The sequence below is a fragment of the Stenotrophomonas sp. SXG-1 genome, assembly GCF_014083965.1.
In the GTDB taxonomy this organism is placed as follows: Bacteria; Pseudomonadota; Gammaproteobacteria; order Xanthomonadales; family Xanthomonadaceae; genus Stenotrophomonas; species Stenotrophomonas geniculata.
The window spans coordinates 2,031,407-2,056,875 of record NZ_CP046588.1; the positions used below are offsets into that span (position 1 = coordinate 2,031,407).

General features: G+C 67.1%; 21 protein-coding genes. 11 read left to right on the forward strand and 10 right to left on the reverse strand.

Features of this window, described 5'->3' with window-relative positions:
* Nucleotides 1-4 precede the first annotated feature (4 nt).
* The 3 genes from GOC52_RS09400 to GOC52_RS09410 all read left to right on the forward strand — a co-directional run bounded on the left by GOC52_RS09400 (nt 5) and on the right by GOC52_RS09410 (nt 4,943).
* The gene (locus GOC52_RS09400; RefSeq protein ID WP_010482564.1) at nt 5-1,000 is read left to right on the forward strand and encodes a carbohydrate kinase family protein; all 996 of its coding nucleotides are present in this window, start codon (nt 5-7) and stop codon (nt 998-1,000) included.
* Nucleotides 997-2,223 carry an AGE family epimerase/isomerase gene (locus GOC52_RS09405; protein WP_191851231.1) on the forward strand — a complete coding sequence of 409 codons (1,227 nt, stop codon included), beginning with the start codon at nt 997-999 and terminating at the stop codon, nt 2,221-2,223. The genes GOC52_RS09400 and GOC52_RS09405 overlap by 4 nt, the downstream gene beginning before the upstream one ends.
* A gap of 101 nt (nt 2,224-2,324) precedes the next feature.
* Nucleotides 2,325-4,943: a beta-mannosidase gene (locus GOC52_RS09410; RefSeq protein ID WP_191851233.1), complete on the forward strand. Its 2,619-nt coding sequence runs from the start codon at nt 2,325-2,327 to the stop codon at nt 4,941-4,943.
* 115 nt (nt 4,944-5,058) lie between these two features.
* Here the strand turns inward: GOC52_RS09410 and mtnC are convergent, their stop codons facing one another.
* From mtnC to GOC52_RS09435, 5 genes are all read right to left on the reverse strand, one after another.
* Nucleotides 5,059-5,754, reverse strand: coding sequence for an acireductone synthase (gene mtnC, locus GOC52_RS09415; protein ID WP_010482560.1), 696 nt, complete (start codon nt 5,752-5,754; stop codon nt 5,059-5,061).
* A gap of 3 nt (nt 5,755-5,757) precedes the next feature.
* Nucleotides 5,758-6,315 (reverse strand): 1,2-dihydroxy-3-keto-5-methylthiopentene dioxygenase, encoded by a 558-nt coding sequence (locus tag GOC52_RS09420; RefSeq protein ID WP_019336326.1) that lies wholly within the window; start codon nt 6,313-6,315, stop codon nt 5,758-5,760.
* Between the two features lie 92 nt (nt 6,316-6,407).
* Nucleotides 6,408-7,049, reverse strand: coding sequence for a methylthioribulose 1-phosphate dehydratase (locus GOC52_RS09425; protein ID WP_191851236.1), 642 nt, complete (start codon nt 7,047-7,049; stop codon nt 6,408-6,410).
* A gap of 572 nt (nt 7,050-7,621) precedes the next feature.
* Nucleotides 7,622-9,049 (reverse strand): amino acid permease, encoded by a 1,428-nt coding sequence (locus GOC52_RS09430; RefSeq protein ID WP_010482555.1) that lies wholly within the window; start codon nt 9,047-9,049, stop codon nt 7,622-7,624.
* Between the two features lie 82 nt (nt 9,050-9,131).
* Nucleotides 9,132-10,607 carry an amino acid permease gene (locus GOC52_RS09435; RefSeq protein WP_010482554.1) on the reverse strand — a complete coding sequence of 492 codons (1,476 nt, stop codon included), beginning with the start codon at nt 10,605-10,607 and terminating at the stop codon, nt 9,132-9,134.
* A gap of 133 nt (nt 10,608-10,740) precedes the next feature.
* Between GOC52_RS09435 and GOC52_RS09440 the strand changes: the two genes are divergently transcribed.
* Nucleotides 10,741-11,355 (forward strand): NUDIX hydrolase, encoded by a 615-nt coding sequence (locus GOC52_RS09440; protein WP_191851238.1) that lies wholly within the window; start codon nt 10,741-10,743, stop codon nt 11,353-11,355.
* Between the two features lie 94 nt (nt 11,356-11,449).
* Here GOC52_RS09440 and serA read toward each other — a convergent pair whose 3' ends face one another.
* A complete protein-coding gene (gene serA, locus GOC52_RS09445; RefSeq protein WP_010482552.1) occupies nt 11,450-12,691 on the reverse strand; it encodes a phosphoglycerate dehydrogenase in 1,242 nt (413 codons plus the stop codon).
* A gap of 169 nt (nt 12,692-12,860) precedes the next feature.
* Between serA and GOC52_RS09450 the strand changes: the two genes are divergently transcribed.
* From GOC52_RS09450 to GOC52_RS09460, 3 genes are all read left to right on the forward strand, one after another.
* Nucleotides 12,861-14,249 (forward strand): FAD-binding oxidoreductase, encoded by a 1,389-nt coding sequence (locus GOC52_RS09450; protein WP_191851240.1) that lies wholly within the window; start codon nt 12,861-12,863, stop codon nt 14,247-14,249.
* A 62-nt stretch (nt 14,250-14,311) separates the two neighbouring features.
* Entirely contained in the window at nt 14,312-14,611 is a 300-nt protein-coding gene (locus tag GOC52_RS09455) for a DUF2388 domain-containing protein (protein WP_010482550.1), read from the forward strand.
* 10 nt (nt 14,612-14,621) lie between these two features.
* Nucleotides 14,622-16,517, forward strand: a complete 1,896-nt coding sequence (locus GOC52_RS09460; protein ID WP_458309525.1) for a DUF7844 domain-containing protein — start codon at nt 14,622-14,624, stop codon at nt 16,515-16,517.
* On the opposite strand, the gene GOC52_RS09465 is transcribed toward GOC52_RS09460, so the two are convergent.
* Nucleotides 16,495-17,571 (reverse strand): ATP-binding protein, encoded by a 1,077-nt coding sequence (locus GOC52_RS09465; protein ID WP_019338525.1) that lies wholly within the window; start codon nt 17,569-17,571, stop codon nt 16,495-16,497. The two genes, GOC52_RS09460 and GOC52_RS09465, sit on opposite strands and share 23 nt — an antisense overlap.
* The gene (locus tag GOC52_RS09470) at nt 17,571-18,287 is read right to left on the reverse strand and encodes a response regulator (RefSeq protein ID WP_020424480.1); all 717 of its coding nucleotides are present in this window, start codon (nt 18,285-18,287) and stop codon (nt 17,571-17,573) included. Before GOC52_RS09470 ends, GOC52_RS09465 begins: the two co-directional genes overlap by 1 nt.
* Before the next feature lie 129 nt (nt 18,288-18,416).
* On the opposite strand from GOC52_RS09470, the gene GOC52_RS09475 reads away from it, so the two are divergent.
* From GOC52_RS09475 to GOC52_RS09490, 4 genes are all read left to right on the forward strand, one after another.
* Nucleotides 18,417-19,565 carry an efflux RND transporter periplasmic adaptor subunit gene (locus tag GOC52_RS09475; protein ID WP_049453493.1) on the forward strand — a complete coding sequence of 383 codons (1,149 nt, stop codon included), beginning with the start codon at nt 18,417-18,419 and terminating at the stop codon, nt 19,563-19,565.
* Between the two features lie 36 nt (nt 19,566-19,601).
* Nucleotides 19,602-22,751 carry a multidrug efflux RND transporter permease subunit gene (locus GOC52_RS09480; RefSeq protein WP_191851244.1) on the forward strand — a complete coding sequence of 1,050 codons (3,150 nt, stop codon included), beginning with the start codon at nt 19,602-19,604 and terminating at the stop codon, nt 22,749-22,751.
* Complete coding sequence (locus tag GOC52_RS09485; protein WP_049453497.1) at nt 22,732-23,124, forward strand: nuclear transport factor 2 family protein; 393 nt, start codon at nt 22,732-22,734, stop codon at nt 23,122-23,124. Before GOC52_RS09480 ends, GOC52_RS09485 begins: the two co-directional genes overlap by 20 nt.
* Before the next feature lie 83 nt (nt 23,125-23,207).
* Nucleotides 23,208-23,900, forward strand: a complete 693-nt coding sequence (locus GOC52_RS09490) for a COG3650 family protein (RefSeq protein ID WP_191851246.1) — start codon at nt 23,208-23,210, stop codon at nt 23,898-23,900.
* A 164-nt stretch (nt 23,901-24,064) separates the two neighbouring features.
* Here GOC52_RS09490 and yeiP read toward each other — a convergent pair whose 3' ends face one another.
* A complete protein-coding gene (gene yeiP, locus GOC52_RS09495; RefSeq protein WP_005409468.1) occupies nt 24,065-24,631 on the reverse strand; it encodes an elongation factor P-like protein YeiP in 567 nt (188 codons plus the stop codon).
* A gap of 49 nt (nt 24,632-24,680) precedes the next feature.
* Nucleotides 24,681-25,451, reverse strand: a complete 771-nt coding sequence (locus GOC52_RS09500) for an SDR family oxidoreductase (protein WP_049453502.1) — start codon at nt 25,449-25,451, stop codon at nt 24,681-24,683.
* Nucleotides 25,452-25,469 lie beyond the last annotated feature (18 nt).

Genomic DNA, 25,469 nt, shown 5'->3' on the forward strand with positions numbered 1-25,469 from the left:
CGGAATGGGTTCCATCGTTTGCTTCGGCGAAATTTTGATCGATCTACTGGCGCAGCCGCCGGCTTCGACCGACACCCCGCGCGCGTTCCTGCAGTACGCCGGCGGTGCGCCGGCCAATGTTGCGGTGGCGGCAGCGCGCCTTGGTGCGAAGACCCAGTTCGTCGGCATGCTGGGCCGCGACATGTTCGGTGACTTCCTGGCCGAAAGCCTGGTCGAACACGGCGTCGGCACGGATTACATCGTGCGCACCGATGCGGCCAAGACCGCACTGGCCTTCGTCGCGCTGGATGCCAGCGGCGAGCGCAGCTTCAGTTTCTACCGCCCGCCGGCGGCCGACCTGCTGTTCCGTGACAGCGACTTCCAGGCCGCGTGCTTCGACAGCGCGCAGTGCTTCCATGTCTGCTCCAACAGCCTGACCGAGCCGGCCATTGCCGAGGCGACCTTCGCCGGCATGGAGCGCGCCCGTGACGCCGGTGCGGTGGTCAGCCTGGACCTCAATCTGCGCCCGGCGCTGTGGCCGGCCAACGAGGACCCGACGCCGCGCCTGTGGCAGGCGCTGGAACGCGCCGACCTGGTCAAGCTGTCGCGCGAGGAGTTGGATTACCTGGCGGCACCGCTGGGTGCCGATGGCGAGGCAGTGGTGCTGAAGCGCCTGCTGGCCGCGCAGGCGCGCTGGGTAATCGTTACCGATGGTGCGGCCACGCTGCACTGGTATACGCGCGACGACCACGGCACGGTCACCAGCTTCCGTGTGGCCACCGTCGATACCACGGCCGCCGGCGATGCCTTCGTCGGTGGCGTGCTGGTCGGACTGCTGGAGCGTGGCGGGGCCGGTGCAGGCTTTGCAGCGTTCTGCCAGGACCCGGAGGCGATCACCGCCACGCTGCGCTTCGGTGCCGCGGTCGGCGCTCTGGCTGTTACCCGCAAGGGCGCGTTCGCCGCGATGCCCTCGCTCGATGAAGTGCAGCAGCTGCTGCAGGCCCAGGACATTACCGCATGAGCACCTCGCCCGATTTCCGTTCAGCCGCGTTCCTGCGTGCGCATATCGCCGACACGATGGCGTTCTACCACCCGCGCTGCATCGATCCGAACGGCGGCTTCTTCCACTACTTCCGTGATGACGGCAGCATCTACGATGCCAGCCACCGCCACCTGGTGAGCAGCACCCGTTTCGTCTTCAACTACGCGATGGCATACCGCGAGTTCGGCAACGCCGAATACCGCGACGCAGTCGAGCATGGCGTGCGCTATCTGCGCGAGGTGCATCGCAATCCGGCCACCGGTGGCTACGCCTGGACCCTGCGCGACGGCAAGGTCGAGGACGACATGAACCACTGCTATGGCGTGGCGTTCGTGCTGCTGGCCTACAGCTGTGCGCTGAAGGCCGGCATCGAGCAGGCGCGCGCCTGGATGGACGAGACCTGGCAACTGCTGGAAGCGCGGTTCTGGGAGCCGCAGCACGGCCTGTACAAGGACGAGGCCGACGGCCAGTGGAACTTCACCGGCTATCGCGGCCAGAACGCCAACATGCACATGTGCGAGGCGATGCTGGCGGCGTTCGAGGCCAGTGGCGAACCGCGTTACGTCGAGCGTGCGCTGCTGCTGGCCGACAACATGACCCGCCGCCAGGCCGCCAAGGCTGGCGGCCTGGTCTGGGAGCACTACGATTCCAACTGGGAGATTGACTGGGACTACAACCTGGACGATCCCAAGCACCTGTTCCGCCCGTGGGGCTTCCAGCCGGGGCATCAGACCGAGTGGGCCAAGCTGCTGCTGATCCTCGATCGCCACGTGCAGGCCGACTGGCTGGTGCCGACCGCGCAGCATCTGTTCGACGTGGCCGTGGCGCGCAGCTGGGACGACGCGCGAGGCGGCCTGTACTACGGCTTCGCACCGGAATCGCGCCGGCAGCCGGGCATGGAGGGCGCGCCGATCGGTGGCGACAGCTTCGTCTGCGACGACGACAAGTACTTCTGGGTGCAGGCCGAAACGCTGGCCACCGCCGCACTGATGGCCAAGCGCACCGGCGGTGACCGCTACTGGCAGTGGTACGAGCGCATCTGGGCGTACGCGTGGGAGCACTTCGTCGACCATCAGTACGGCGCCTGGTTCCGCATCCTCGATGCCGACAACCGCAAGTACAGCGACGAGAAGAGCCCGGCCGGCAAGGTGGATTACCACACCATGGGTGCGTGCTACGAAGTGTTGAACGTCGTGCGTTGAGGTCTGCCGCGCTGCGCGCTCGCCGGACGTGGTCCGGCGCTACCGTGGCGTGTTGAATTGGTAGCGCCGGGCCATGCCCGGCGGAAAAACAGGAGCATCCCGTGCATCGCCTTCCCCTCGTTGTCCGCCTGCTCCTGCTGCTGATCGCGGCCTCCGCCTTCCCGGCAACTGCGGCGCCGCTACAGGCACAGTGGGAATTCCGCATGCTGCCCGGCGACGCGCAGGGCGCGGCCCATCCCGGTCTGCAGCAGTGGCGTGCGGCCCAGGTGCCCGGCAGCGTGCACACCGACCTGCTGGCGCATGCGCTGATCCGCGACCCGTACGTGGGTGCGCCCGAAGCCGAGCTGCAATGGATCGGCCTGGCGGCCTGGGAGTACCGCGCGCGCTTCGACGTGGATGCGGCGACGCTGGCCAAGCCCAATGCCGAACTGCGCTTCGACGGGCTGGACACTTATGCCGAAGTCAGCCTCAACGGCAAGCCGCTGCTGCGTGCGGACAACGCGCACCGCACGTGGCGTGCGCGCGTGGATGGGCGCCTGCGCGCGAACGGCAATGAACTGCAGATCGTGTTCCGTTCGCCGATCCGCACGCTGCTTCCGGGCGTACAGGCGATGCCGCACAAGATCGCCGGCAACTATCCTTCGCCGTATGGCGACGAGCCGAAGGACGCGATGGTCGGCAACTTCGCGCGCAAGCCGGCTTACCACTTCGGCTGGGACTGGGGCCCGCGCTATGTCACGGCCGGCGTCTGGCGCGGTGTCGACCTGCAGGCCTGGGATACGCATCGATTGGCTGATCTGGCGGTGCGCACTGATGCATTGAGCGCGCAGCAGGCGAAGCTGACGGTGCTGCTGCAGGTGGAGCAGGGCGCGGCGGCGGGCTCGGCCGTGGTGAATGTGGATGTGCAGGATCCGCAGGGCCGCAGCGTGGCCCGGGTGAAGTGCACGGTGCTGCTGAAGCCCGGCCAGAACGCCGTCGAAGTACCGGTCGAACTGGTCAAGCCGCAGCGCTGGTGGCCGGTCGGCCACGGTGCACAGGACCGCTACACCGTGCAGGCCCGCCTGGATGATGGCGCCGATGCAACGCGGGCGCGCGAGCAGCGCATCGGCCTGCGCACGGTTGAACTTCGCCGCGAGGAAGACGGCAAGGGTGGGCAGGGCTTCGCCTTCGTCATCAACGGTGTGGAGATCTTTGCCAAGGGCGCCAACGTCATTCCTTTCGACGCCTTCCCCGCACGCGTCGATGCCACGCGATTGCGCCAGGTGCTGACCGCCGCGCGCGACGCCAACATGAACATGCTGCGCAACTGGGGCGGCGGCTACTACGAGGACGACGCGTTCTTCGACATCGCCGATGAGCTGGGCCTGCTGGTCTGGCAGGATTTCATGTTCGGCGGTGGCATGCAGCCCGGTTACGATCCGGCGTTCCGCGCCAGCGTGGTGGCCGAGGCGCGCGACAACGTGCGCCGCCTGCGCCATCACCCCAGCATCGTGCTGTGGTGTGGCAACAACGAGGAAGAGACCGCCTGGAAGGACTGGGGCCATGGTCGCGATCTGAAGGCGGCCGACCCGGCGTTTGCAGCGAAGGTGTGGCAGGGCTATGTCGACCTGTTCGGCAATGACCTGCGCCAGGTAGTAGGTGAGGAGGGGTTGGGCGTGCCGTACTGGTCCAGCTCGCCCAGCAACGACCTGGATGAGAAAGCCAACGATTCCAACCGTGGCGACAAGCACTACTGGCAGGTCTGGGGCAATCCGGCGCTGCCGGTGCAGGCCTACCTGCGCGAGACGCCGCGCTTCATGTCCGAGTACGGGCTGCAGGCGTGGCCGTCGGTGGCGACGGTGGACCAGATCGCCACCCGCGCCGAGCAGCGCATCGACAGCCCGGTGATTCGCGCGCACCAGAAGTTCATGGCGGGCGAGGGCAACAGCCGCCTGCTGCACTACATCGAACTGGGTTACGGCACGCCGAAGGACTTCGAGGACTTCGTCTACCTGAGCCAAGTGATGCAGGCCGATGGCATCGCGCTGGCGGCATTGCATCACCGCGCCTCGCGGCCGTACACGATGGGCTCGCTGTACTGGCAGCTCAACGACGTCTGGCCGGGCGCTTCCTGGTCCAGCGTGGACTATTTTGGCCGCTGGAAGGCACTGCATTTCGCCGCGCGGCGCTTCTTCGCGCCGGTGACGGTGGCGGCGCTGCGTGACGAGGGCAGCACGCGGGTGCGCCTGATCAATGATGGCGCCGCGCAGGATGCGCGTTGGCGGCTGCGGGTGATGGACATGGACGGCAAGGTGCTGCGTCGACGCGAGGACGCGGTGACGTTGACGGCGTCAGGCGTCACCTCGATCGGTGATTTCCGCGACGCGGAGCTGCTGGCCGGTGCCGACCCGAAGCGCACGGTGGCCGTGTTCGAGCTGCTGCAGAATGGGGCGGTGAGCGCGCGGCAGGTGGTCGGATTCGTCGAAGCCAAGGACCAGGTGTTGCCGCGGCAGAAGCTCAAGGCCACCTTGTCCATCGAAGGCGGCCACTATCGACTACGGCTGGAAAGCGCGGCGTACGTGCGCGCGGCGTGGATTGATTTCGGTGCGTTGGATGTGCAGGTCGAAGACAACCTGCTGGACCTGCTGCCGGGCGAAACCCGCGACATTGCGGTGCGCGGCCCGGTGGATCTGGTTACCCTGCGCGAAGCGCTGAAGGTGAAAACCCTCAACGACCGTTGAGGGCATCCGCCGGGCATGGCCCGGCGCTACCATTCATGGACCACGGTAGCGCCGGGCCATGCCCGGCGTGGGTGTGGACCGTTGAGGTGGGTGCGGACCGTAGGTCCGCACACCCTTACAGCTGGATCTGCTGGAAATTCTCGACCCGCTCGTGGCCGTTGGCGGTTTGGCCGGTACGCGGCAGCGGGTAATCGTCCAAGCGGTCGATCAGGCGGGTCTGCAGTCCAGCTTCGCGAGCGGCATCCAGTTCTTCCACCACATCGGACAGGAACAGGATCTCGCCGGCCTGCACGCCAATGGCCTGCACGATGCGGCGATAGCTGTCGGCCTCACGCTTGCCGCCGATCTCGGTATCGAACCAGCCCGACACCAGCGGGCTGAGGTCACCCGCATCGCTGAAGCCGAAGAACAGCTTCTGCGCCGGCACCGAACCGGAGGAGTACACGTACAGCGGCAGGCCGGAGGCGTGCCAGCCCTTCAGCACCGGCGCCACTTCCGGGTAGAAGTGCGCGGTGTAATCGCCGCGACGGTAGCCCTCGTCCCAGATCAGGCCCTGCAGCGCCTTCAGTGCGGTGTGCTTGCGGTCCTGGTCGATCCAGCCCTGCAGCGTCTCGGCCACCAGGCTGTCCTGGCAGGCACCGCCGATCTCGGTAGCCACCGCATCCAGCCAGCGGCGGACCTCCGGCTGCTGGCCATGTTCAGCGACGAACGCCGGCAAGGCCTTGCGGGCATAGGGGAACAGCACGTTCTTGACGAACGAGATGCTGCTGGTGGTGCCTTCGATGTCGGTCAGGATGACGCGGGGCTGCATGGATCAGGACGCCTGGGTAGGTACGTAACGGGGGAATTTCTGCGCGATGTCGGTACCGGTGAAGTGACCGACCCAGCCATCCGGCTCGGTGAAGAAGCGGATCGCCACGAAGCTCGGCTCCTCACCCATGTCGAACCAGTGGGTGGTGCCATCGGGCACGGCGATCAGGTCGTCCTTCACGCACTCGATCTCGTAGACCTTGTCTTCCACGTGCAGGGTGAACAGGCCGGACCCGGCGACGAAGAAGCGCACCTCGTCTTCCTTGTGGAAGTGCTCGTCGAGGAACTTCTTGCGCAGCTCGGCGCGGTTCGGGTTGTCGGGGGCGATCGAGGCCACGTCCACGCTCTTGAAGCCGTTCTCGGCGACCAGGCGGTCGATGTCGGCGCGGTACGCCGCGAACACTTCCTCCTGGCTGGCACCGGGCGCGACCGGTGCGGTGGCCTGCCAGCGTTCGAAGGTGACGCCGATCTTCTGCAGTTCGGCAGCGATGAGCGCGCCGTCCTGGGTGTCCAGCAGCGGCGATTCGGGGCGGGTGTCGTCGTAGATGCGCAGTCGGCTCATGGCGGCAGCTTGAACGTCTCGGGGGGAAGACAGGGTAGCAGGGTGGGGGCGAGGCGCAGATTCCGGATCGGCATCTGCACCTGCGCGAGGGTTCAGCCGCGCAGCCTGCGCAGTTCCAGCTCGCAGTGGAACAGGAACTCGAAGGCTTCCAGGTGGCGGCGCGCCTCGGCCATGTCGCGACCCCAGGCGTACAGGCCGTGGCCATCGATCAGGTAGCCCCACAGGTTCTGCTGGTCGAGCAGGTCATCGACCTGCTTTGAAAGCACGTTCATGTCCTGGGTGTTGGCGAACACCGGTACGTCGATGGCCATCTCGTGGGTGCTGTTGCCGGCGAAGGCCTTCAGCAGTTCATAGCCTTCCAGGCGGATGTGGCCCTGCGGCGCGTACAGGCGCGAGGCGATGGTCTGCACCGGCGAATGGGTGTGCAGCACGCAACCCACTTCGGGGAAGCGGCGGTACAGCTGGGTGTGCAGCAGGGTTTCGGCGGACGGGCGCAGCGGGCGGCCGACGGCCTGGCCGTCGAAGTCCACCACCATGATGTCGTCCTCGATCAGGCGGCCCTTGTCCTTGCCCGAGACGGTGATCGCAGCGTTGCGGTCGTCCAGGCGGTGGGAGAAGTTGCTGCTGGTGGCCGGGGTCCAGCCGGCGTGGGCCAGTTCGCGGACGTTGTCGATCAGCAGCTGGGCCAGTTCGCTCAGGCGCGTGGTGTCGTACGGGAAGGTGGGGGCGTTCATGCCGGCGATTTTACTGGATTCGGCCAACGGCTGAGCCCCTCGTGGCTGAGAGGTGGTTGGTTGGTCACGGAAAGCGGTTCATGGAGGTGGCGGGGCGGGTGGGCCGTGCAGGGGACGCTGCAAGTACGTCCCTGTAAGCTCGATGGCGCCATCCATGGCGCCAACGCCCCTGCACGGCCCACCCGCCCCGCCTCTGACAGGTTCCGGCGTGCGGCCGGCCACGGAGGAAGAAGGAAAAGCGGAAAGCGGGTCGCTTCGCTGCGCTTGCTCGGAGCGGAGCATGGCTCCGCTCTACAGAAACATTCATTCAGGAACATTCGTTCATGAGAACGTTTCATCCGCGCATGGCGTGGATCTACTGGACGTGCCAGCAGACTGTCGGAGGTGGGGCGGGTTGGGTTCGCGGGGGTGTCCGCGGCATGGATGCCGCGGCCAAGCCCCCAGGGACGGGTTAACGGCGTCCCCCGCGAACCCAACCCGCCCCGCCAAACCCTCAACCCAGCTGTTGCCGTTGCCGTTGCTCTGGCTTCAAAGGCGGGTGCAGGGCCGCAAGCCCTGCAATTCAGAAAACCTTACTTACCCCGCAGCCGGCTGTGCCTGAACCCGTAGCAGAAATAGATCACGAAACCGACGAACGTCCACACGCCCATCAGCATCCAGTTGTGCATCGTCATCGCCGACAGCAGCGCCAGGCAGCTCAGCACGCCCAGGCTGCAGATCAGCCAGGCCATCGGCATGCGGAACGGGCGCGGCAGGTCCGGCTGGGTGCGGCGCAGGATCAGCACGCCGGCACACACGGCGGCGAACGCGATCAGTGTACCCATCGAGGTCAGCTCACCGAGGATGTCCAGCGGGAACAGCGCCGCCAGCAGCGCGATGCCGATGCCGGTGATCACGGTGTTGATGTGCGGGGTGCGGTACTTCGGATGGATCTTGGTGAACACCGGCGGCAGCAGGCCGTCGCGGCCCATGATCATGAAGATGCGCGGCTGGCCGATGATCATCACCAGCACCACCGAGGACAGGCCGACCAGCGCGCCGACCTCGACCACCCAGCGCAGCCAGCCCAGCTGCGGATGCGCGGCCACGGCAGTCACCACCGGCTCATCGGTGCCCAGCAGCTGGAACGGCACCAGGCCGGTCATCACCGCGGCCATCGCGATGTAGAGCACGGTGCAGATCACCAGCGACAGCATCATGCCGAACGGCATGTCACGCTGCGGGTTCTTCGATTCCTGCGCCGCCACCGATACCGCTTCGAAGCCGATGTAGGCGAAGAACACCATCGCCGCGCCACGCAGCACGCCTTCCATGCCGTACTTGCCGGGGCCTTCGTTGGCGGGGATGAACGGCGTCCAGTTGCTGGTGTCCACGTACTTCCAGCCGACCACGATGACCAGCAGGATGAGGCCGGTCTTGAGCACGACCATCGCCATGTTCATTGCCGATGACTTGCTGATGCCGACGTAGCACAGCCAGGTCAGCAGCAGCACCAGTGCGGCGGCCGGCAGGTTGGCGATCGCGCCGGTCGGGCGCAGCTGTGCGTCCAGTGGCGCACTGACCAGCGCCGCTGGCAGATGGATGTCGAACTGGCTGAGCAGGCTGAGGAAGTAGCCGGTCCAGCTGACCGCCACCGCCGAGGCGGAGACGCCGTATTCGAGCACCAGCATCCAGCCGATGAACCAGGCCGAGAGCTCGCCGAAGGTGGCGTAGGTGTAGGTGTAGGCGCTGCCGGAGACCGGCACCATCGAGGCGAACTCGGCATAGGCCAGCGCGCAGAAAGCGCAGCAGATGGCGGCCAGCACGAAGGACAGCATGATGGCCGGGCCGGCGTGGTTGGCGGCGGCCTGGCCGGTGATGACGAAGATGCCGCCGCCGATCACCGCGCCGATACCCAGGGCGGTCAGGCCCCAGGGGCCGAGGTGGCGGCGCAGGCTCAGGCCGTTGGCGTCTTCATGGGCGGCATGCGGGTGCTTGGTGGCCCACAGTTGCTTGAACATGTGTGGTGGTCTTGTCGAAGCGCGCCATGACCGGCGCGCGGGGAAAACGGACGGGCCGGCGCGAGGCCGGCCCGTAGGCGGATCAGGGCGATTTGGCCAGCTTGCTGTTGCGGATGCCGTAGCCCAGGTAGATCAGCAGGCCGAGCAGCGTCCAGCCCACGAACAGGTGCCAGTGCACCACGAACGCCTGCCAGAACAGGAACAGGCAGGTGGCCGCGCCCAGCGGGCAGATGATCCACACCATCGGCACGCGGAACGGGCGATGGATCTCCGGCTTGGAATAGCGCAGCACGAGCACGCCGATGCAGACCGTGGCGAAGGCAAGCAGGGTCCCCATCGACACCAGTTCACCCAGCACGTTCAGCGGCACCAGGCCAGCCAGTGCGGCGGCGATCACGCCGACCACGATGGTGGCGACGTACGGGGTGCGGAAACGGGCGTGGACCTTGCCGAAGAACTTCGGCAGCAGGCCGTCGCGGGAGATCGTGTAGGCGATGCGGGTCTGGCCCATCATCATCACCAGCACCACCGAGGACAGGCCGGCGATGGCGCCGATCTCAACGAACGTCTTCAGCCAGGACAGGGTCGGGTAGGGCTCCAGCGCGGTCGCCACCGGCTTGTCGGTGCCCAGCAGGTGGTACGGCATCATGCCGGTCAGCACCGCACAGACGATGATGTAGACGAGGGTGCACACGGCCAGCGAGCCGAGCAGGCCGATCGGCATATTGCGCTGCGGGTCCTTGGTTTCACCGGCGGCGGTGGAAACCGCATCGAAGCCGATGTAGGCGAAGAACACGATGGTGGCCGCACGGAACACGCCGCTCCAGCCGAACTCACCCGGCACGCCGGTGTTTTCCGGAATGAACGGCTGCCAGTTGGCCGGGTCGATGTGGGCCGCGCCGATGCCGATGAACAGGCAGATGACGGTGACCTTGATCGCCACGATGATCGCATTGACGAAGGCCGACTGGGTCACGCCCACGTACAGCAGGCCGGACACCGCTGCCACGATCAGCACCGCTGGCAGGTTGAACAGCTTGCCGGAGGCGATGAACTCGCTGCCGGTCCAGGCGATGGGCGCGGCACTGAGTGCATCCGGGAACGGCATGTGCAGCGTAGTGGTGATGAAGCTGATCAGGTACGCCGACCAGCCCACCGCGACCGAGGCCGAAGCGAACAGGTATTCCAGCACCAGGCACCAGCCGATGAACCAGGCCATGCCTTCGCCGAGGGTGGCGTAGGAGTAGGAGTAGGCGCTGCCGGAGACCGGCATCATCGCCGCGAACTCGGCGTAGCACAGGCCCGCCAGGGCGCAGGCGAAACCGGCGATCACGAACGACAGCATGACGGCCGGGCCGGCGTGGTTGGCCGCGGCCTGGCCGGTCAGCACGAAGATGCCTGCGCCGATCACCGCACCCACGCCAAGCAGGATGAGGTGTTTAGCCGTGAGGGTCCGTTTCAACGTGGCTTCGCCGTCCAGGCTGCCTTCGATGGGTTCGCCGGCATCGACGTGCCCGGCCGGTTCAACCGGCTTGACCCTCAACAGAGCTTTCAGCATGCAGTACTTCCTAGTGATCGGATGGGGTGGGCCGCCGATACGTTGCCGGCAACCCTGGAATGGTGAAGGCCGCGCGAACGGCCCGCTGTACCTTAGCCAAAGCTGAAGCCAACGCACAAGCGCAATCGCAACAATGAACGGCGATAATGAGCAGTATTTTTCCAAGCGCCGCCCATTCATGAGCCAGACCGCCGAAACCCTTGCCGTGCTTGACGATCGCCTGCGTGGCCTGCTGCGGGACTATGCCCGCCGCCAGCCTGCCCACGACGCACTGGCTGCCGAATTCGGCACATTGTTGGACGATGCGGAAGATCCGTTCCGCCGCGAGCGCCTGGCCGGCCACTTCACCGCCAGCTGCTGGCTGGTCAGTGCCGATGGCCAGCGCCTGCTGCTGACCCATCACCGCAAGCTGCAGCGCTGGCTGCAGCTGGGCGGCCACGCCGACGGCGACCGCGACCTGGCCCAGGTGGCGCTGAAGGAAGCCGAGGAGGAGTCCGGCTTGAGCGGCCTGGTGCTGGAAGACCCGGCCATCTTTGATCTGGACAAGCATTGGATTCCGGAGCGCAAGGACGTGCCGGGACACTGGCACTACGACGTGCGTTTCGTGATCCGGGCGCTGGGTGGCGAGGCCTTCGTGCTCAGCGAAGAGTCGCTGGAGCTGGCGTGGCGGCCGGTGACCGAAGTCGCCGCCGATCCGGAATCGGATGAGTCGATGCAGCGCATGGCGCGCCGGTGGTTGGCGCGCTAGCAACCTGTAGAGCCGAGCCGATGCTCGGCTCGATGCGGGCCGGAACCGCAGCCGAGCATGGGCTCGGCTCTACACGTGCAAGGCGGGACGCGCGTCAATACAGGATGCGCGTCCGCAGCGTGCCCGGAATCGCGGCCAGCTCGTCGCGCACGGCGGCGGCCTGCGCCTCGCTGGCGGTGATGTCGATCACCACGTAGCCCACCTTCGGGTCGGTGCGCAGGAACTGGCCGTCGATGTTGACGTTGTGGCGCGAGAAGATCTCGTTGACCCTGGACAGCACGCCCGGCACGTTCTGGTGGATGTGCAGCAGGCGCAGGCTGTCTTCGTGTTCGGGCAGGGTCACTTCCGGGAAGTTGACCGCCGACAGGGTGCTGCCGTTGTCGCTGTAGCGCACCAGTTTGGCCGCCACTTCCACGCCGATGTTGTCCTGCGCTTCCAGCGTGCTGCCGCCTACGTGCGGGGTCAGGATCACGTTGTCGTGGCGGGTCAGCGGCGATTCGAAGATATCGCCGTTGCCCTTCGGCTCGACCGGGAACACGTCCAATGCAGCGCCGCCGACGTGACCGCTGGCCAGTGCGGCATCCAGTGCATCGATGTCGACCACGGTGCCGCGCGCGGCGTTGATCAGGTGCGCGCCCTTGCGCATCTTCGCCAGCTCCGTGCTGCCGATCATCCACTGCGTGGACGGGGTTTCCGGCACGTGCAGGGTGACGATGTCGGCGCGCGCCAGCAGGTCGTCCAGGCTGGCGGCAGCACGGGCATTACCCAGCGCCAGCTTGGTTTCCACGTCGTGGAAGATCACCTGCATGCCCAGCGATTCGGCCAGCACGCCGACCTGGGTGCCGATGTGGCCGTAACCAATGATGCCCAGCGTCTTGCCGCGCACTTCATGGCTGCCGCTGGCCGACTTCGACCAGCCGCCGCGATGGCATTCGGCGTTCTTCTGCGGAATGCCGCGGGTCAGCATGATCGCCTCGGCGATCACCAGCTCGGCCACGCTGCGGGTATTGGAGTAGGGCGCGTTGAACACCGGAATACCGGCCAGCTCGGCCGCGTCCAGGTCGACCTGGTTGGTGCCGATGCAGAAACAGCCCACCGCGATCAGGCGCTTGGCCTCGGCCAGCACCTCGGCACTGAGCTGGGTGCGCGAGCGGATGCCGACGATGTGCGCCTCGGCGATGCGTGCCTTCAATTCGTCCTCGGGCAGCGCCTTGGTGTGCGCCTCGATCTGGCTGTAGCCGGCGGCGCTGAACACCTCCACGGCGGTCTGGCTGACCCCCTCCAGCAACAGCACGCGGATATCCTGCTTCGGGAACGAGGTCTTCTTCGGCGACATGGGGCAACACGGCCAGTGGGACAGGGGCTGACCACTATGCCAGATTGGACCGCCGATGGTGCAGTGCGCAATTGGTTGCATCCGTAGCGATCGGCACGGCTGCGGGGCTGGACGCTGGCGCGTGCCGCTGGCACGCTTGCCCGTTCTTCACGCACCGCGCTGGACCGTCATGACCGATTCCCGCATTGCCTCGCTGCAGCAGGCCTGTCCCGGCCTGAAGCTGAAGACCGACCCGGCCGACCTGGAGCATTACGGGCGCGACTGGACCCGGCGCTGGACGCCGGCGCCGCTGGCGATCGCACTGCCGGCCACGGTCGAGGAGGTGCAGGCGCTGATGCGCTGGAGTGCAGGCGAGGGCGTTGCCGTGGTGCCGTCCGGCGGCCGCACCGGCCTCTCCGGGGGCGCGGTGGCGGCCAACGGCGAGCTGGTGCTCAGCCTGGAACGGATGAACAAGGCACTGGCCTACGACGCGGTCGATCGCACCCTGGTGGTGCAGGCCGGCATGCCACTGGAAGCTGTGCACAATGCCGCGCTGGACCACGGCCTGATCTACCCGGTGGATTTCGCCGCGCGCGGGTCCTGCACGATCGGCGGCAACATCGCCACCAATGCCGGCGGCATCCGTGTGATCCGCTACGGCAACACCCGCGAATGGATCGCCGGGCTGAAGGTGGTCACCGCCAGCGGCGAGTTGCTGGAGCTCAACAAGGGCCTGATCAAGAACTCCAGCGGCTATGACTTCCGCCAGCTGCTGATCGGCTCGGAGGGCACGCTGGGCGTGATCGTCGAAGCCACGGTGAAGCTGACCGACCCGCCGCCGGCCAGCAACGTGATGCTCCTGGCACTGCCCAGTTTCGAAGTGCTGATGCAGGTGTTTGCTGCGTTCCGCGCGCGCCTGCAGCTGCAGGCCTTCGAGTTCTTCACCGACCGGGCGTTGGAGCACGTGCTGGCGCACGGTGCGCAGGCGCCGTTCGACGAGGTGCATCCGTACTACGTGGTCACCGAGTTCGCCGCCGGCGACGACGCTCAGGAAGCGGCGGCGATGGCGGCCTTCGAGGACTGCATGGGCAACGGCTGGGTCAGCGATGGGGTGATCAGCGCCAGCGACGCCCAGGCCGCCCAGCTGTGGCGCCTGCGCGAAGGCATCACCGAGTCGCTGGCGCGCTACAAGCCCTACAAGAATGATGTCTCGGTGCGGATCTCGTCGATGCCGGCGTTCCTGGCTGAAACCCAGGCATTGATCGGGCAGGCATACCCGCACTTCGACGTGGTGTGGTTCGGCCATATCGGTGACGGCAACCTGCACATCAACGTGCTCAAGCCCGATGACACCAGCGACGCCGAATTTCTGGCGCAGTGCGAGCATGTCACCAAGCTGCTGGCGCAGGTGCTTGCGCGCTTCGACGGCAGCATCTCGGCCGAGCATGGCATCGGCCTGGTCAAGAAGGGCTACCTGGACAGCACCCGCGGCCCGGCCGAGATCGCGCTGATGAAGGCGGTCAAACGGGCGTTCGATCCCCAAGCGCGGCTGAATCCCGGCAAGCTGTTCGACGTTTGAGCCGGACAAATCCTTCACGCACCCGTTACGCTCCACGCTTCCTCACAACCGGCTTCGAACCGATGACCCGTCCGCTTCTGCTGCTCGCCCTGCTGTCCCTGCCGCTGGCCGGCTTCGCTTCCAGCTTCGCCGGTACGTCGGCCGGTTCGGCCACGGGTGCGTCCTCCGGTTCCTCGGGCAGCAGCTCGGGTGATGACAAGGTGGTGCTGGCTGCACGCGACGATGCGGCTGCATTCGTCGCCAGCGATGGCGAGATTCGTGGCGCCCGCCTGCAGGCCGCACTGGTCCACCTGCGTGAGCAGAGCGCCGCGGCACAGCAGCAGAGCGATCTGGAACTGGCCCGCGCGCTGCTGGCACGTTGATCCAGGCTGCATGACCTCGGCGTCATCGCCTTCTGTAGAGCCGAGCCATGCTCGGCTGCTGTTGCGATCCGCATGCGCCGGGCATTCAGCCGAGCATGGCTCGGCTCTACAGAGGCACAGCGGGCGGTGCGGGTGGATCGCCGCATTGGCGTGGCTGCTCATCCCTTCCGCGCACGCGGCTGATCGCCTGCTGCTTGATCCGTCCGGTCTCGACCCGGCGCAGCAGCAGCTCGCCAGCCAGACCCTGGCCGACGTGCAGTCCCTGCTGCCCGATGGCCTGCTGCGTGCATTGCCGTCACAGGTCCAGGTGCGTTGGCGTGATGACCTGCCGGCCGATGTGCACGGCCGGGCCTTCGCCGGGCGCATCGCCCTGCGTCGCGAGCTGCTGGATGATGCCGTGCCCGGCGCGCGTCGCGCACGCCGCAGCGCGCTGGTACACGAACTGGCCCATGTCGCCGACCGTACGGGGGCGAACTGGTCGCGCAGTGTGCGCTGGCGTGATCTGGCCGGATGGCAGCGCAAGCCCTGGCATCTCGGCCGTGGCGACAACGACTTCCGTGACCGCAGTCCCGATGCGTATGAACTGAAGGACCCGGCCGAGTACCTGGCGGTGAACGCCGAGCATTTCCTGCTGGACGCTGAGTTCGCCTGCCGGCGTCCGGCGCTGGCGCAGTGGTACCAGGTCCATTTCGGAACCCCGCCATCGCTGCCGCAGTCGCACTGCGCGACCGCGTTGCCATTGCTGCAGGCCGAATCGGAGGAGGGTGCGGCATCGCTGCTGCAGCTCGACCCCGCGCGTGTCCATGCGGTGGATTACCTGTTCGCCGAAGGCAGTGCGCAGCCGATGAGCCGCTGGGGCCACAGCATGCTGCGGCTGGTGATCTGCCGGCCAGGCCGTGCGCCGGGGCCGGACTGTCGCCTGGACCTGGAATACCACCGCGTGCTGTCGTTCCGCGCATTCGTCGGCGATGTGCAGATTTCCAACTGGCGTGGCCTGACCGGCGGCTACCCGTCGCGCCTGTTCGTGCTGCCGCTGCAGCAGGTGGTGGACGAGTACACCAAGGTGGAACTGCGTGGGTTGCAGTCGCTGCCGTTGCAGTTGTCGCCCGGCGAGATCGCCAGCCTGCTCGAGCGCACTGCACAGGTGCACTGGAACTATGACGGGCGCTATTACTTCATCAGCAACAACTGCGCGGTGGAAACCGCCAAGCTGCTACAGGCGGGCGTGCCGCGGCTGGGCGAGGCCGGGCTGGCCCAGCTGAGCCCGCGCGGACTGAAGCGGCGACTGGTGCGGCTGGACGTACTCGACGAGGGGGTGCTGACGGACCGCAATGCAGCGCAGGCGCAGGGCTACTACTTTGCTTCGGCGCGCGATCACTATCAGCAGTTGTTCGCCGTGGCGAGCTCACAGCTGGGGCTGCCGGTGCGCGATGTGCGCGGCTGGCTGAAGCTGCCCGCACCGCAGCGTGCGCCGTGGCTGCTGCAGGGTGACCTGCGTGCCAGCGCCGGGTTGCTGCTGCTGGAACAGGCGGCGCAACGCCGCGCCGAGCTGCGTGCGCGCGATGTGCTGAAACGACGCTTGCTGGCCGCACCGGACAGTGCCGAGACGCGCGGCCTGCGCCAGCTGCTGGAGCAGGGTGGGCAATGGTTGCGCCCGGGTACGCTGCTGGCGGACGGTGGCTATGGGTTGCCGCTGGTCGATGAGCAGGTGGTGCTGGCCGAAGCGGTTGCCACCGCCAGCGCACAGGCGGTGTCGGCCTGGCAGGCGCTGCGCGTGCAGCTGCGCCAGCAGTTGCCGGCAGGCCAGCGCAACGAGATGGATGCGATCGATGCCAACCTCGCTGCACTCGGCGCGCGCCTGCGGGAACAGGCGGCCGCGCCCGCTACTGGCGCGGCAGTTCGATGACGAAACGGCTGCCACCGGCGTTGCCCGCCGTGCAGTAGACGCGGCCGCCGTGCGCGTCGGCGATGGCCTTGACCACCGCCAGGCCGAGCCCACTGCCACCGCCCTGGCGTGAACGCGAGCCGTCGGCACGCATGAACGGGCTGAAGATGTCGGCGTGCAGCTCCGGATCGATGCCCGGGCCCTCATCCTCGATTGCTACCTGCACATGGCCTGGTGTGTCATGCACGGCAATCCGTACCTTGCCCGGGCTGGCATAGCGACGCGCGTTTTCCAGCAGCGCCAGCAGCGCCTGGCGCAGGCGCGTGGGATCACAGTGCGCGTTGTGTTCCTCGCGGCTGGTTTCCAGCTCCAGCACGAAGCCTGCAGCGCGGAACTGCGGATCGACCAGGGTCATCACCGAATGCACCTCGGCCACCACGTCGGTGCGCGCGCGACGCACGTCCAGCCGCGCATTGTCGGACAGGCTCAGCACGCGCAGATCTTCAATCAGGCGGGACAGCCCTTCGACCTGGGCAAGCAGGCTGCGGAACTGCGACTCGTCCGGCTGGAACACGCCCTCGGCCAGCCCCTGCAGGCGGCCACGCAGGATCGTCACCGGGGTCCGCAATTCATGGGCAATAGCCGCATGCCACATCGCGCGCTCGCTCTCCATGTGCTGCAGGCGGCGCGCCATCGCATTGAAATCCTCGACCAGGGTTGCCACTTCGCCCGGTGAGTTTTCCTCGACGCTGGCGCGCGCACCGAGGTCGCCGCCGGCGAGCGCGCGCACGCTGTCGACCAGCGAATTCAAGGGCGACAGGATGCGATGCGCCAGTCGGAACGAGGCGGCGATGGCCAGTGCCAGGCCGGTCAGGATCACCCCGACCATCCATGCCAGCTCCGGGCCGGTCGGCAGCCAGCTTTCCGGTTCCTCGGCACTGCCGGGGAAGAACTCGACCAGCACCGCGTACAGCAGCCATGACGACAGGATCATCATCACAATGACGCCGATCACCATCAACGACATCGAGACGATGATGTGTCGGCTGAGCCCGGAGCGGCGCAGGTGCGCCATCAGCGGTCGGCCATCAGCCGGTAGCCGACACCGCGCACGCTGGCCGGAACATTGACCATGCCTACTTCGTCCAGTTTGCGGCGCAGCTTGCTGACATGGCTGTCGACGGTGCGTTCCAGCGCTTCGCTTTCCGGCAGGCATTCGTGCATCAGTTCGCTGCGGCTGAAGATGCGGGTCGGCGCCAGCGCCATGCAGTGCAGCAGCTTGAACTCGGTGAGCGTGAGCAGCACTTCGTGGCTGTAGCCTTCGCCCTCCACATGCACGGCATGGGTGGCCGAGTCGATCAGCAGCGGGCCCGCCCGCAGCGCGGTCGGTGCATCCACGCGCGAGGCGCGCAACGTACGCCGCAGCACGGCGCGCACGCGTGCTGCCACTTCGGCCGGATTGAACGGCTTGACCACGTAGTCGTCGGCGCCCATGCGCAGTGCGGTCAGCTTGTCCAGGTCCTGGTCCAGTGCGGTCAGCATGATCACCGGCGTTTCGCCGCGCTGGCGCAGCTGCGTCAGCACGCTCCAGCCATCCAGGCGCGGCAGCTGCACATCGAGCAGGACCAGGTCGGGGCGGGCGCTGCGGTGCAGGTCCAGTGCGCTGTGGCCGTCGGCGGCGCGCAGTGTACGCAGTCCTTCGCGTTCCAGATAGGCGGTGAGAATATCGGCGATCTCGGCCTCATCCTCGACGATCAGGACGAGGGCAGCGAGGGCAGGGGCGGCATGCATGCAGGGGCGGGGTCTTAAGGTGCTTGCCTCCATCGTATCTCCACAGTTCCTCCATCGAAACCCCATCATTGCCACGCACACTTCACGCTTCAGAACCTATCAGCCGCCTGCGCGGCATTGTGCACAGCAATGAGAACCTTCAGGACTCCGGCCACGTTGATCGCGGCCCTCGCCCTGGCCATGACGGCCTGCTCAACCCCCGAAGCTACGCCGGAAGCCACGCCGCGTGTCAGCGTGGTCACCGTCGGCCCGCAGGTGGTACAGCGCGATGACGAACTGCCCGGCCGCGTGGCTGCCGTGCGCACCGCACAGATCCGTGCCCAGGTGGGCGGCATCGTGCAACGCCGCCTGTTCGACCAGGGCGCAGAAGTGAGCGCCGGCCAGGCGCTGTTCCAGATCGATCCGGCGGCATTCCGTGCAGACGTGGATTCGGCACTGGCAGCACTTCAGCGCAGCGAAGCGGCGCTGGGCCGCAGCCGCGTGCAGTCACAGCGCCTGCATGCACTGGCGGCCGCGCAGGCGGTCAGCCAGCAGCACCGCGACGATGCCAGTGCCGAGTACGAACAGGCCCGTGCCGCGGTGAACGAGGCGCGCGCGATCCTGGCCCGTCGCCAGCTTGACCTGCGCTATGCCACGGTCAGTGCACCGATTGCCGGCCGCATCGACCAGGCGCTGGTGACCGAAGGCGCACTGGTGGGCGTGGCCGATGCCGAGCCGATGGCGGTGGTGCAGCAGATCGACCAGGTCTACGTCGATGTGCGCCAGCCGGCGGCCCAGCTGGAATCACTGCAGCGCAGCGCTGCCGGTGGCGGCGAGCTGCCGGTGACGATCATCGGTGCGGCCGGCAAGCCGCTGTCCGAGCGCGGCCAGATGCTGTTCTCCGGCATCAACGTCGATGCGCGTACCGGTGATGTGATCCTCCGCATTCTGGTCGACAACCCGCAGCGCCAGCTGCTGCCGGGCATGTACGTGCGCGCGAGGGTGCCGCGTGGTGCGCCGGCCAGTGCACTGACCGTGCCACAGCAGGCCGTGCTGCGCAGCGCCGGTGGCCAGGCCTATGCCTGGGTGATCGGTGGCGATGGCAAGGCGGTGATCCGCACGCTGGAGGTCGACGGCAGCGTTGATCGCCAGTGGCTGGTGCGCACGGGCCTGAAGGCGGGCGAAAAGGTAGTGGTCGAGGGCCAGGAACGCCTGCAGGAAGGCGTGGTGGTCGATGCGCGCGATTGGCAGATGCCGGTCGCCAGCGCCGGCGTGGTGCAGGCCGGCAGCAAGGGCTGAGCCTCTACCGGGCTGGTCCCTCCAGGGAAATCCAACATGGCACGTTTCTTCATCGATCGCCCGGTGTTCGCCTGGGTGCTGGCGATCTTCATCATCCTGGCTGGCGTACTGGCGATCCCACGGCTGGCCGTTGAGCGCTATCCGGCGGTGGCGCCACCCAGTGTCAGCATCTATGCCAGCTACCCCGGTGCCAGCCCGCAGACGCTGAATGATGCGGTGGTCGGCCTGATCGAGCGCGAGCTGTCCAGCGTCAAGCACCTGCTGTACTTCGAATCGTCGGTGGACACTTCCGGTGAAGCGTCGATCACTGCCACCTTCAAGCCCGGCACCAATCCGGAGCTGGCGCAGGTGGACGTGCAGAACCGGATCAAGGCGATCGAACCGCGCCTGCCGCGCAGCGTCCGCCAGAACGGCCTGTTCGTGGAGGCCGCCGATTCGGGTTTCCTGATGCTGGTCGGCCTGCGTTCGCCCGATGCCAGCGTCAGCGAAGCCGCGCTGGGCGACTTCATGGCGCGCAACATCATCGAAGAGCTGCGCCGCATCGATGGCGTCGGCCGCGTGCAGCTGTTCGGCGCCGAGCAGGCGATGCGTGTGTGGCTGGACCCGACCCGGTTGACCGGCTACGGCCTGACCATGGGCGACGTCGCCGCCGCCATCGAGCAGCAGAACCTGGAGATCTCGCCGGGACGCATCGGCGATTCGCCGGGTGTGCCGAGCCAGCGCATTACCGTGCCGTTGAGTGCCGACGGCCAACTGTCCACGCCGGAACAGTTCGCTGCCATCGTGCTGCGCGCCGGGGCCGACGGCTCGCGGGTGCTGCTGGGCGATGTCGCCCGCGTCGAGCTGGGCGCCCAGAGCTATGCCTGGGGCACCCGCGAGGACGGCCATCCGGCCACCGCCGCCGGCGTGCAGCTGCGTCCTGGCGCGAACGCGGTGCGCACCGCGTCGGCGGTGCGTGAGCGCATGGCCGAGCTGGCACCGCTGCTGCCGCGCGGCGTGGAAGCGAGCATTCCGTTCGATACCGCGCCGTTCGTCAAGATCTCGATCCAGAAGGTGGTGCAGACGCTGCTGGAGGCGATGCTGCTGGTGTTCGCGGTGATGTACCTGTTCCTGCAGAACTGGCGCTACACGCTGATCCCGGCGCTGGTCGCACCGATCGCACTGCTGGGCACCTTCGCTGTGATGCTGGCGCTGGGCTTCTCGATCAACGTGCTGACCATGTTCGGCATGGTGCTGGCAATCGGCATCATCGTCGACGACGCGATCGTGGTGGTCGAGGGCGTGGAACGGATCATGGCCGAAGAAGGGCTGCCGCCGCGCGAGGCCACCATCAAGGCGATGCGTGAGCTGACCGGCGCAGTGATCGGCATCACCCTGGTGTTGACCGCGGTGTTCATCCCGATGGCGTTGGCCAGCGGCTCGGTGGGCGCGATCTACCGCCAGTTCACCGTGGCGATGGCGGTGTCGATCCTGTTCTCGGCGCTGCTGGCATTGAGCCTGACGCCGGCGCTGTGCGCGACGCTGCTGCGCCCGAACAGCCATGGCCATCATGGTCGTGGTGGGCTGTTCGGCGCCTTCAACCGTGGCTTCGAGGCGATGACCGGGCGCTACCAGCGTGGCGTGGCCTCCGTGCTGCAGCGAAGCGGGCGGGTGATGGGCGTGTTCGCCGCACTGGTAGTGGCGCTGTTGCTGGGCCTGCACTGGTTGCCGGGTGCATTCCTGCCGGAAGAAGACCAGGGCTATTTCATGACCTCGATCCAGCTGCCGGCCGAAGCCACCGCCGAGCGCACGCTGGCCGTGGTCGAAGCCTACGAACGGCATGTGGCGTCACGCCCGGGCATCGGCTCCAACCAGTCGATCCTCGGCTACAGCTTCTCCGGGTCCGGCCCGAGCGCGGCGCTGACCTACACCATGCTGAAGGACTGGGGCGAGCGTGCAGGGGCAACCGCGGCCGGCGAAGTGGAGGCCGCGCAGAAGGCGATGGCGACGATTGCCGAGGGCGAGGTGATGAGCGTGATGCCGCCGGCCATCGACAGCCTGGGACGCTCCTCCGGTTTCTCACTGGCGCTGCAGGCGCGCACCGGGCAGAGCCAGGCAGAGCTGCGCGCGGCCCTGCAGCAGCTGCTGAAGCTGGCCGAGGCCAGTCCGCTGCTGTCGGAGGTGCATGCCGATGGCCTGCCAGCAGGCACCAGCGTGCGGCTGGACATCGACCGCGCCAAGGCCGAGGCGATGGGCGTGGGGTTCGAGCAGATCAGCAGCACGCTGTCGGCGGCGATGGGCTCGCAGTACGTCAACGACTTCCCCAACAAGGGCCGGCTGCAGCAGGTGATCCTGCAGGCCGATGCACCGCACCGGATGGAGCTGGAGGATGTGCTGAAGCTGTACGTTCGCAACAGCGAAGGCGGCATGGTGGCGTTGTCGGAACTGGTGACGCCGCACTGGACCGAGGCGCCGTTGCAGCTGCAGCGCTATCTCGGCTTCCCGGCGCTGAACCTGTCCGGCGCACCGGCCTCCGGCGTGTCGACCGGCCAGGCCATGGCGGAGATGGAGCGGTTGGCGCAGAAGCTGCCGTCCGGCTTTGCCCTGCAGTGGACCAGCCAGTCGCTGCAGGAGCGGGAGTCGGGGGCGCAGGCACCGTGGCTGCTGTTGTTGTCGATGCTGGTGGTGTTCCTAGTGCTGGCGGCTCTCTATGAGAGCTGGTCAATCCCGCTGGCGGTGATGCTGGTGGTGCCGCTGGGCCTGCTCGGTGCGGTCGCCGCGGTGCTGCTGCGGGGCATGCCCAACGACGTGTTCTTCAAGGTCGGCATGATCACCGTGATCGGGCTGTCGGCGAAGAACGCGATCCTCATCGTCGAGTTCGCGCGCCAGCTGCAGCAGCAGGGTCGCGGCCTGGTCGAGGCGGCATTGGAAGCTGCCAGGTTGCGCCTGCGGCCGATCGTGATGACCTCGCTGGCATTCGCGCTGGGCGTGGTGCCGCTGATGCTGGCGCAGGGCGCGTCGAAGGAAACCCAGCAGGCGATTGGAACCGGTGTGTTCGGCGGCATGGTCAGTGCGACCGTGCTGGCGGTGTTCTTCGTACCGGTCTTCTATGTAGTAGTGCAGGGCGCGCGGCAGTGGATCGCGCAACGCCTGCGCAGGCGCCGGCCGATGCCGGAAGGATCCGTGGATGGAACGGAACATCGTTGAAAATCTGCATGAAAAACAGTTGATGGTGCTGGAGCAGCGCCTGTGCGCAGCGTTGCTGGAAAATGATCACGATGCGCTGACCGCGCTGGTATCGCCGGCCTTGTTCATGATGGATGGCCAAGGCGGGCGCATGCTCGATCTGCCGTGGCTGGGCGATTGGCTGGCCGGCGGCCTGCAGGTGCGAAGCCTGCAGCTGCACGCAGTTGAAACGCTGCTGTGTGGTCGCCTGGCACTGCTGTCCAGCAACGTGCGGTTGTCAGTGTGGCAGCAGGACCAGGAGCGTGAAGTGAAGCTGCGCCTGTTGCGCGTCTGGACCTGCAGTTCCGGCGGCAGTGGCGCACAGCTGCTGTCGATGGCGGTGCTGGCCGCCTGAGTGCGGTCAGGCCGCTTTCAGGCCCCGCTCACCGGCAGATGGTAGGGTCGAGCCTCTCTGTAGTGTCGACAAGGAGTCGAGCCATGCGTGTAGTTCCCAGTCTGTTGGCAGCCCCCCTCGGGGCGGTGCTGGCTGCGTGCCAGCCGGCCCAGGCACCCGCTGCGGGCGGCAATGACACCCCGCCTGCCACGCCGCAGCCAAGTGCCAGCACCGAAGGTGGCAGCGAGACCACCTACCAGTGTGGGGATCTCAGCGTGCGCGCGACCTTCACTGGCGAGGATACGGCCACGGTGGTGATCGGCGAGCGCACCTTTGCCATGACCTCCGAACGCGCGGCGTCCGGCGCCAAGTATGGCGATGGCCAGGGCAACAGCTTCTGGACCAGGGGCAGTGATGACGGCCTGCTGAGCCTGAAGGGCGAGGCGGACCGCGAGTGCCATGTGGTCGAAGCCACTGAAGGCGATGGCAGCGCCGGCAATGCTGCGTTCCGTGCCACCGGCAATGAGCCCGGCTGGCTGGCAGTTGTCGACGGCGACACGCCGGGCCTGCAGGTGGAAGTCGACTATGGCGAGCGCCGCTTCGATGTCGCCAAGCCCACCGAAGGTGCTGATGGCTGGAGTGGCAAGGCATCCGATGGCACCGACGTCAAGCTCAGCTTCCAGCGCACCACCTGCCAGGACGACATGAGTGGCGAGGCGTTCGAGGCCAAGGTGATGCTGACTGTCGGCACGCGCCAGTACCACGGCTGTGGCAATTTCGGCGCGAAGCAGCCGTAAGCCCTCTGTAGAGCCGAGCCCACGCTCGGCTGCGTTGTGCTCTGCACAGGCACTGCAGCTGAGCGCGGGCTCGGCTCTACACCACTGCTGTCAACGATGCGCTGCTTGCTGCCTGCGGCGAACTTGCCGCAAGCAGGGACAGGCAGCCGATCAGCGCAAGGCGCTTAGTCGGCACGGCCAGCGAATTCGCCGGTGGCGGTGTTCACCAGCACGCGTTCGCCGTTGACGATGTACTCCGGCACCATGATCTCGATGCCGGTGTTGAGCTTGGCCGGCTTCGGGCGCTTGGTGGCGGTGCCACCCTTCAGTTCCGGCGGGGTCTCGATCACTTCCAGCACCACCGAGGCCGGCAGCTGGATCGCCACCGGCTGCTCGTCGATGACCTGCACATAGATGCCGGTCAGGCCGTCGGTGATGTAGCCGGCGTCATCACCGATCACGTCCGCGTCCAGGGTGTAGGGGGTGTAGTCCTCGTCATCGAGGAACACGAAGGCGTCGCCGTCCTTGTACGAATAGGTGGACTGGCGGCGGAGCAGTTCGACCTCGACCAGGTTGTCGTCGGCATCGAAGCTGGCGTCGAGCTTGTTGCCGCCCGGCACGCTGTACATGATGAAGCGGAAGCGGACGTTGCCGCCGCGACCCTGCGGCGAGCTGCGCTCGATGTCGCGGATCTGGTACACGCCGTTGTTGTACTCGACGACGTTGCCCTTCTTGATGTCGTTGGCTTTCATGGTGATCTAGGTCGTTGGGGGAGGACGCCGTCCCGGCGCCCGGGGGGAATCACTTCGGAGCGAGGCGGGTAGCGCCGTCCAGGCGGATGGTCTCGCCGTTGAGATAGGTGTTGCCGAGGATGAAGCCGACCAGGCTGGCGAAGTCTTCCGGCTTGCCCAGGCGCGACGGGAACGGGATCGAGGCGGCCAGCGACTGCTGCACGGCTTCGGGCATGCCATCGACCATCGGCGTCCAGAACACGCCGGGTGCAATCGTATTGACGCGGATGCCAAAGCGCGACAGTTCGCGCGCCATCGGCAGCGTCATCGAGACCACGCCGCCCTTGCTGGCGGCATACGCGGCCTGGCCGATCTGGCCTTCATAGGCGGCGATGCTGGCGGTGTTGATGATCACGCCGCGCTCGCCGTCGGTGCCGGCTTCGTTGTGCTGCATGCGGTTGGCCGCGGCCTTGGCGACGTTGAAGCTGCCGACCAGGTTGACCATCACCGTGCCCTGGAAGCCGGCCAGCGGCATCGGACCTTCTTTTCCAAGCACGCGGCCAGCGCCGAGGATGCCGGCGCAGTTCATCGCCACGTTCAGGCCGCCGAGGAAATCGTGGGCCTGGTCGATGGCCGCAGCCACGGCCGCCTCATCGCTGACGTTGACGTTGAAATAGCGGGCCTTGTCGGTACCCAGCCCGGCAACGGCGGCTGCACCCTTGTCGTCGTTGAGGTCGAACAGGGCCACCTTGCCGCCCTGGGCGACGAGGTGCTGGGCCACGGCCAGGCCGAGGCCGGAGACGCCGCCAGTGATCACGGCACGTACGGAAGACAGCTGCATTGAACGGTCCTGCAGGTT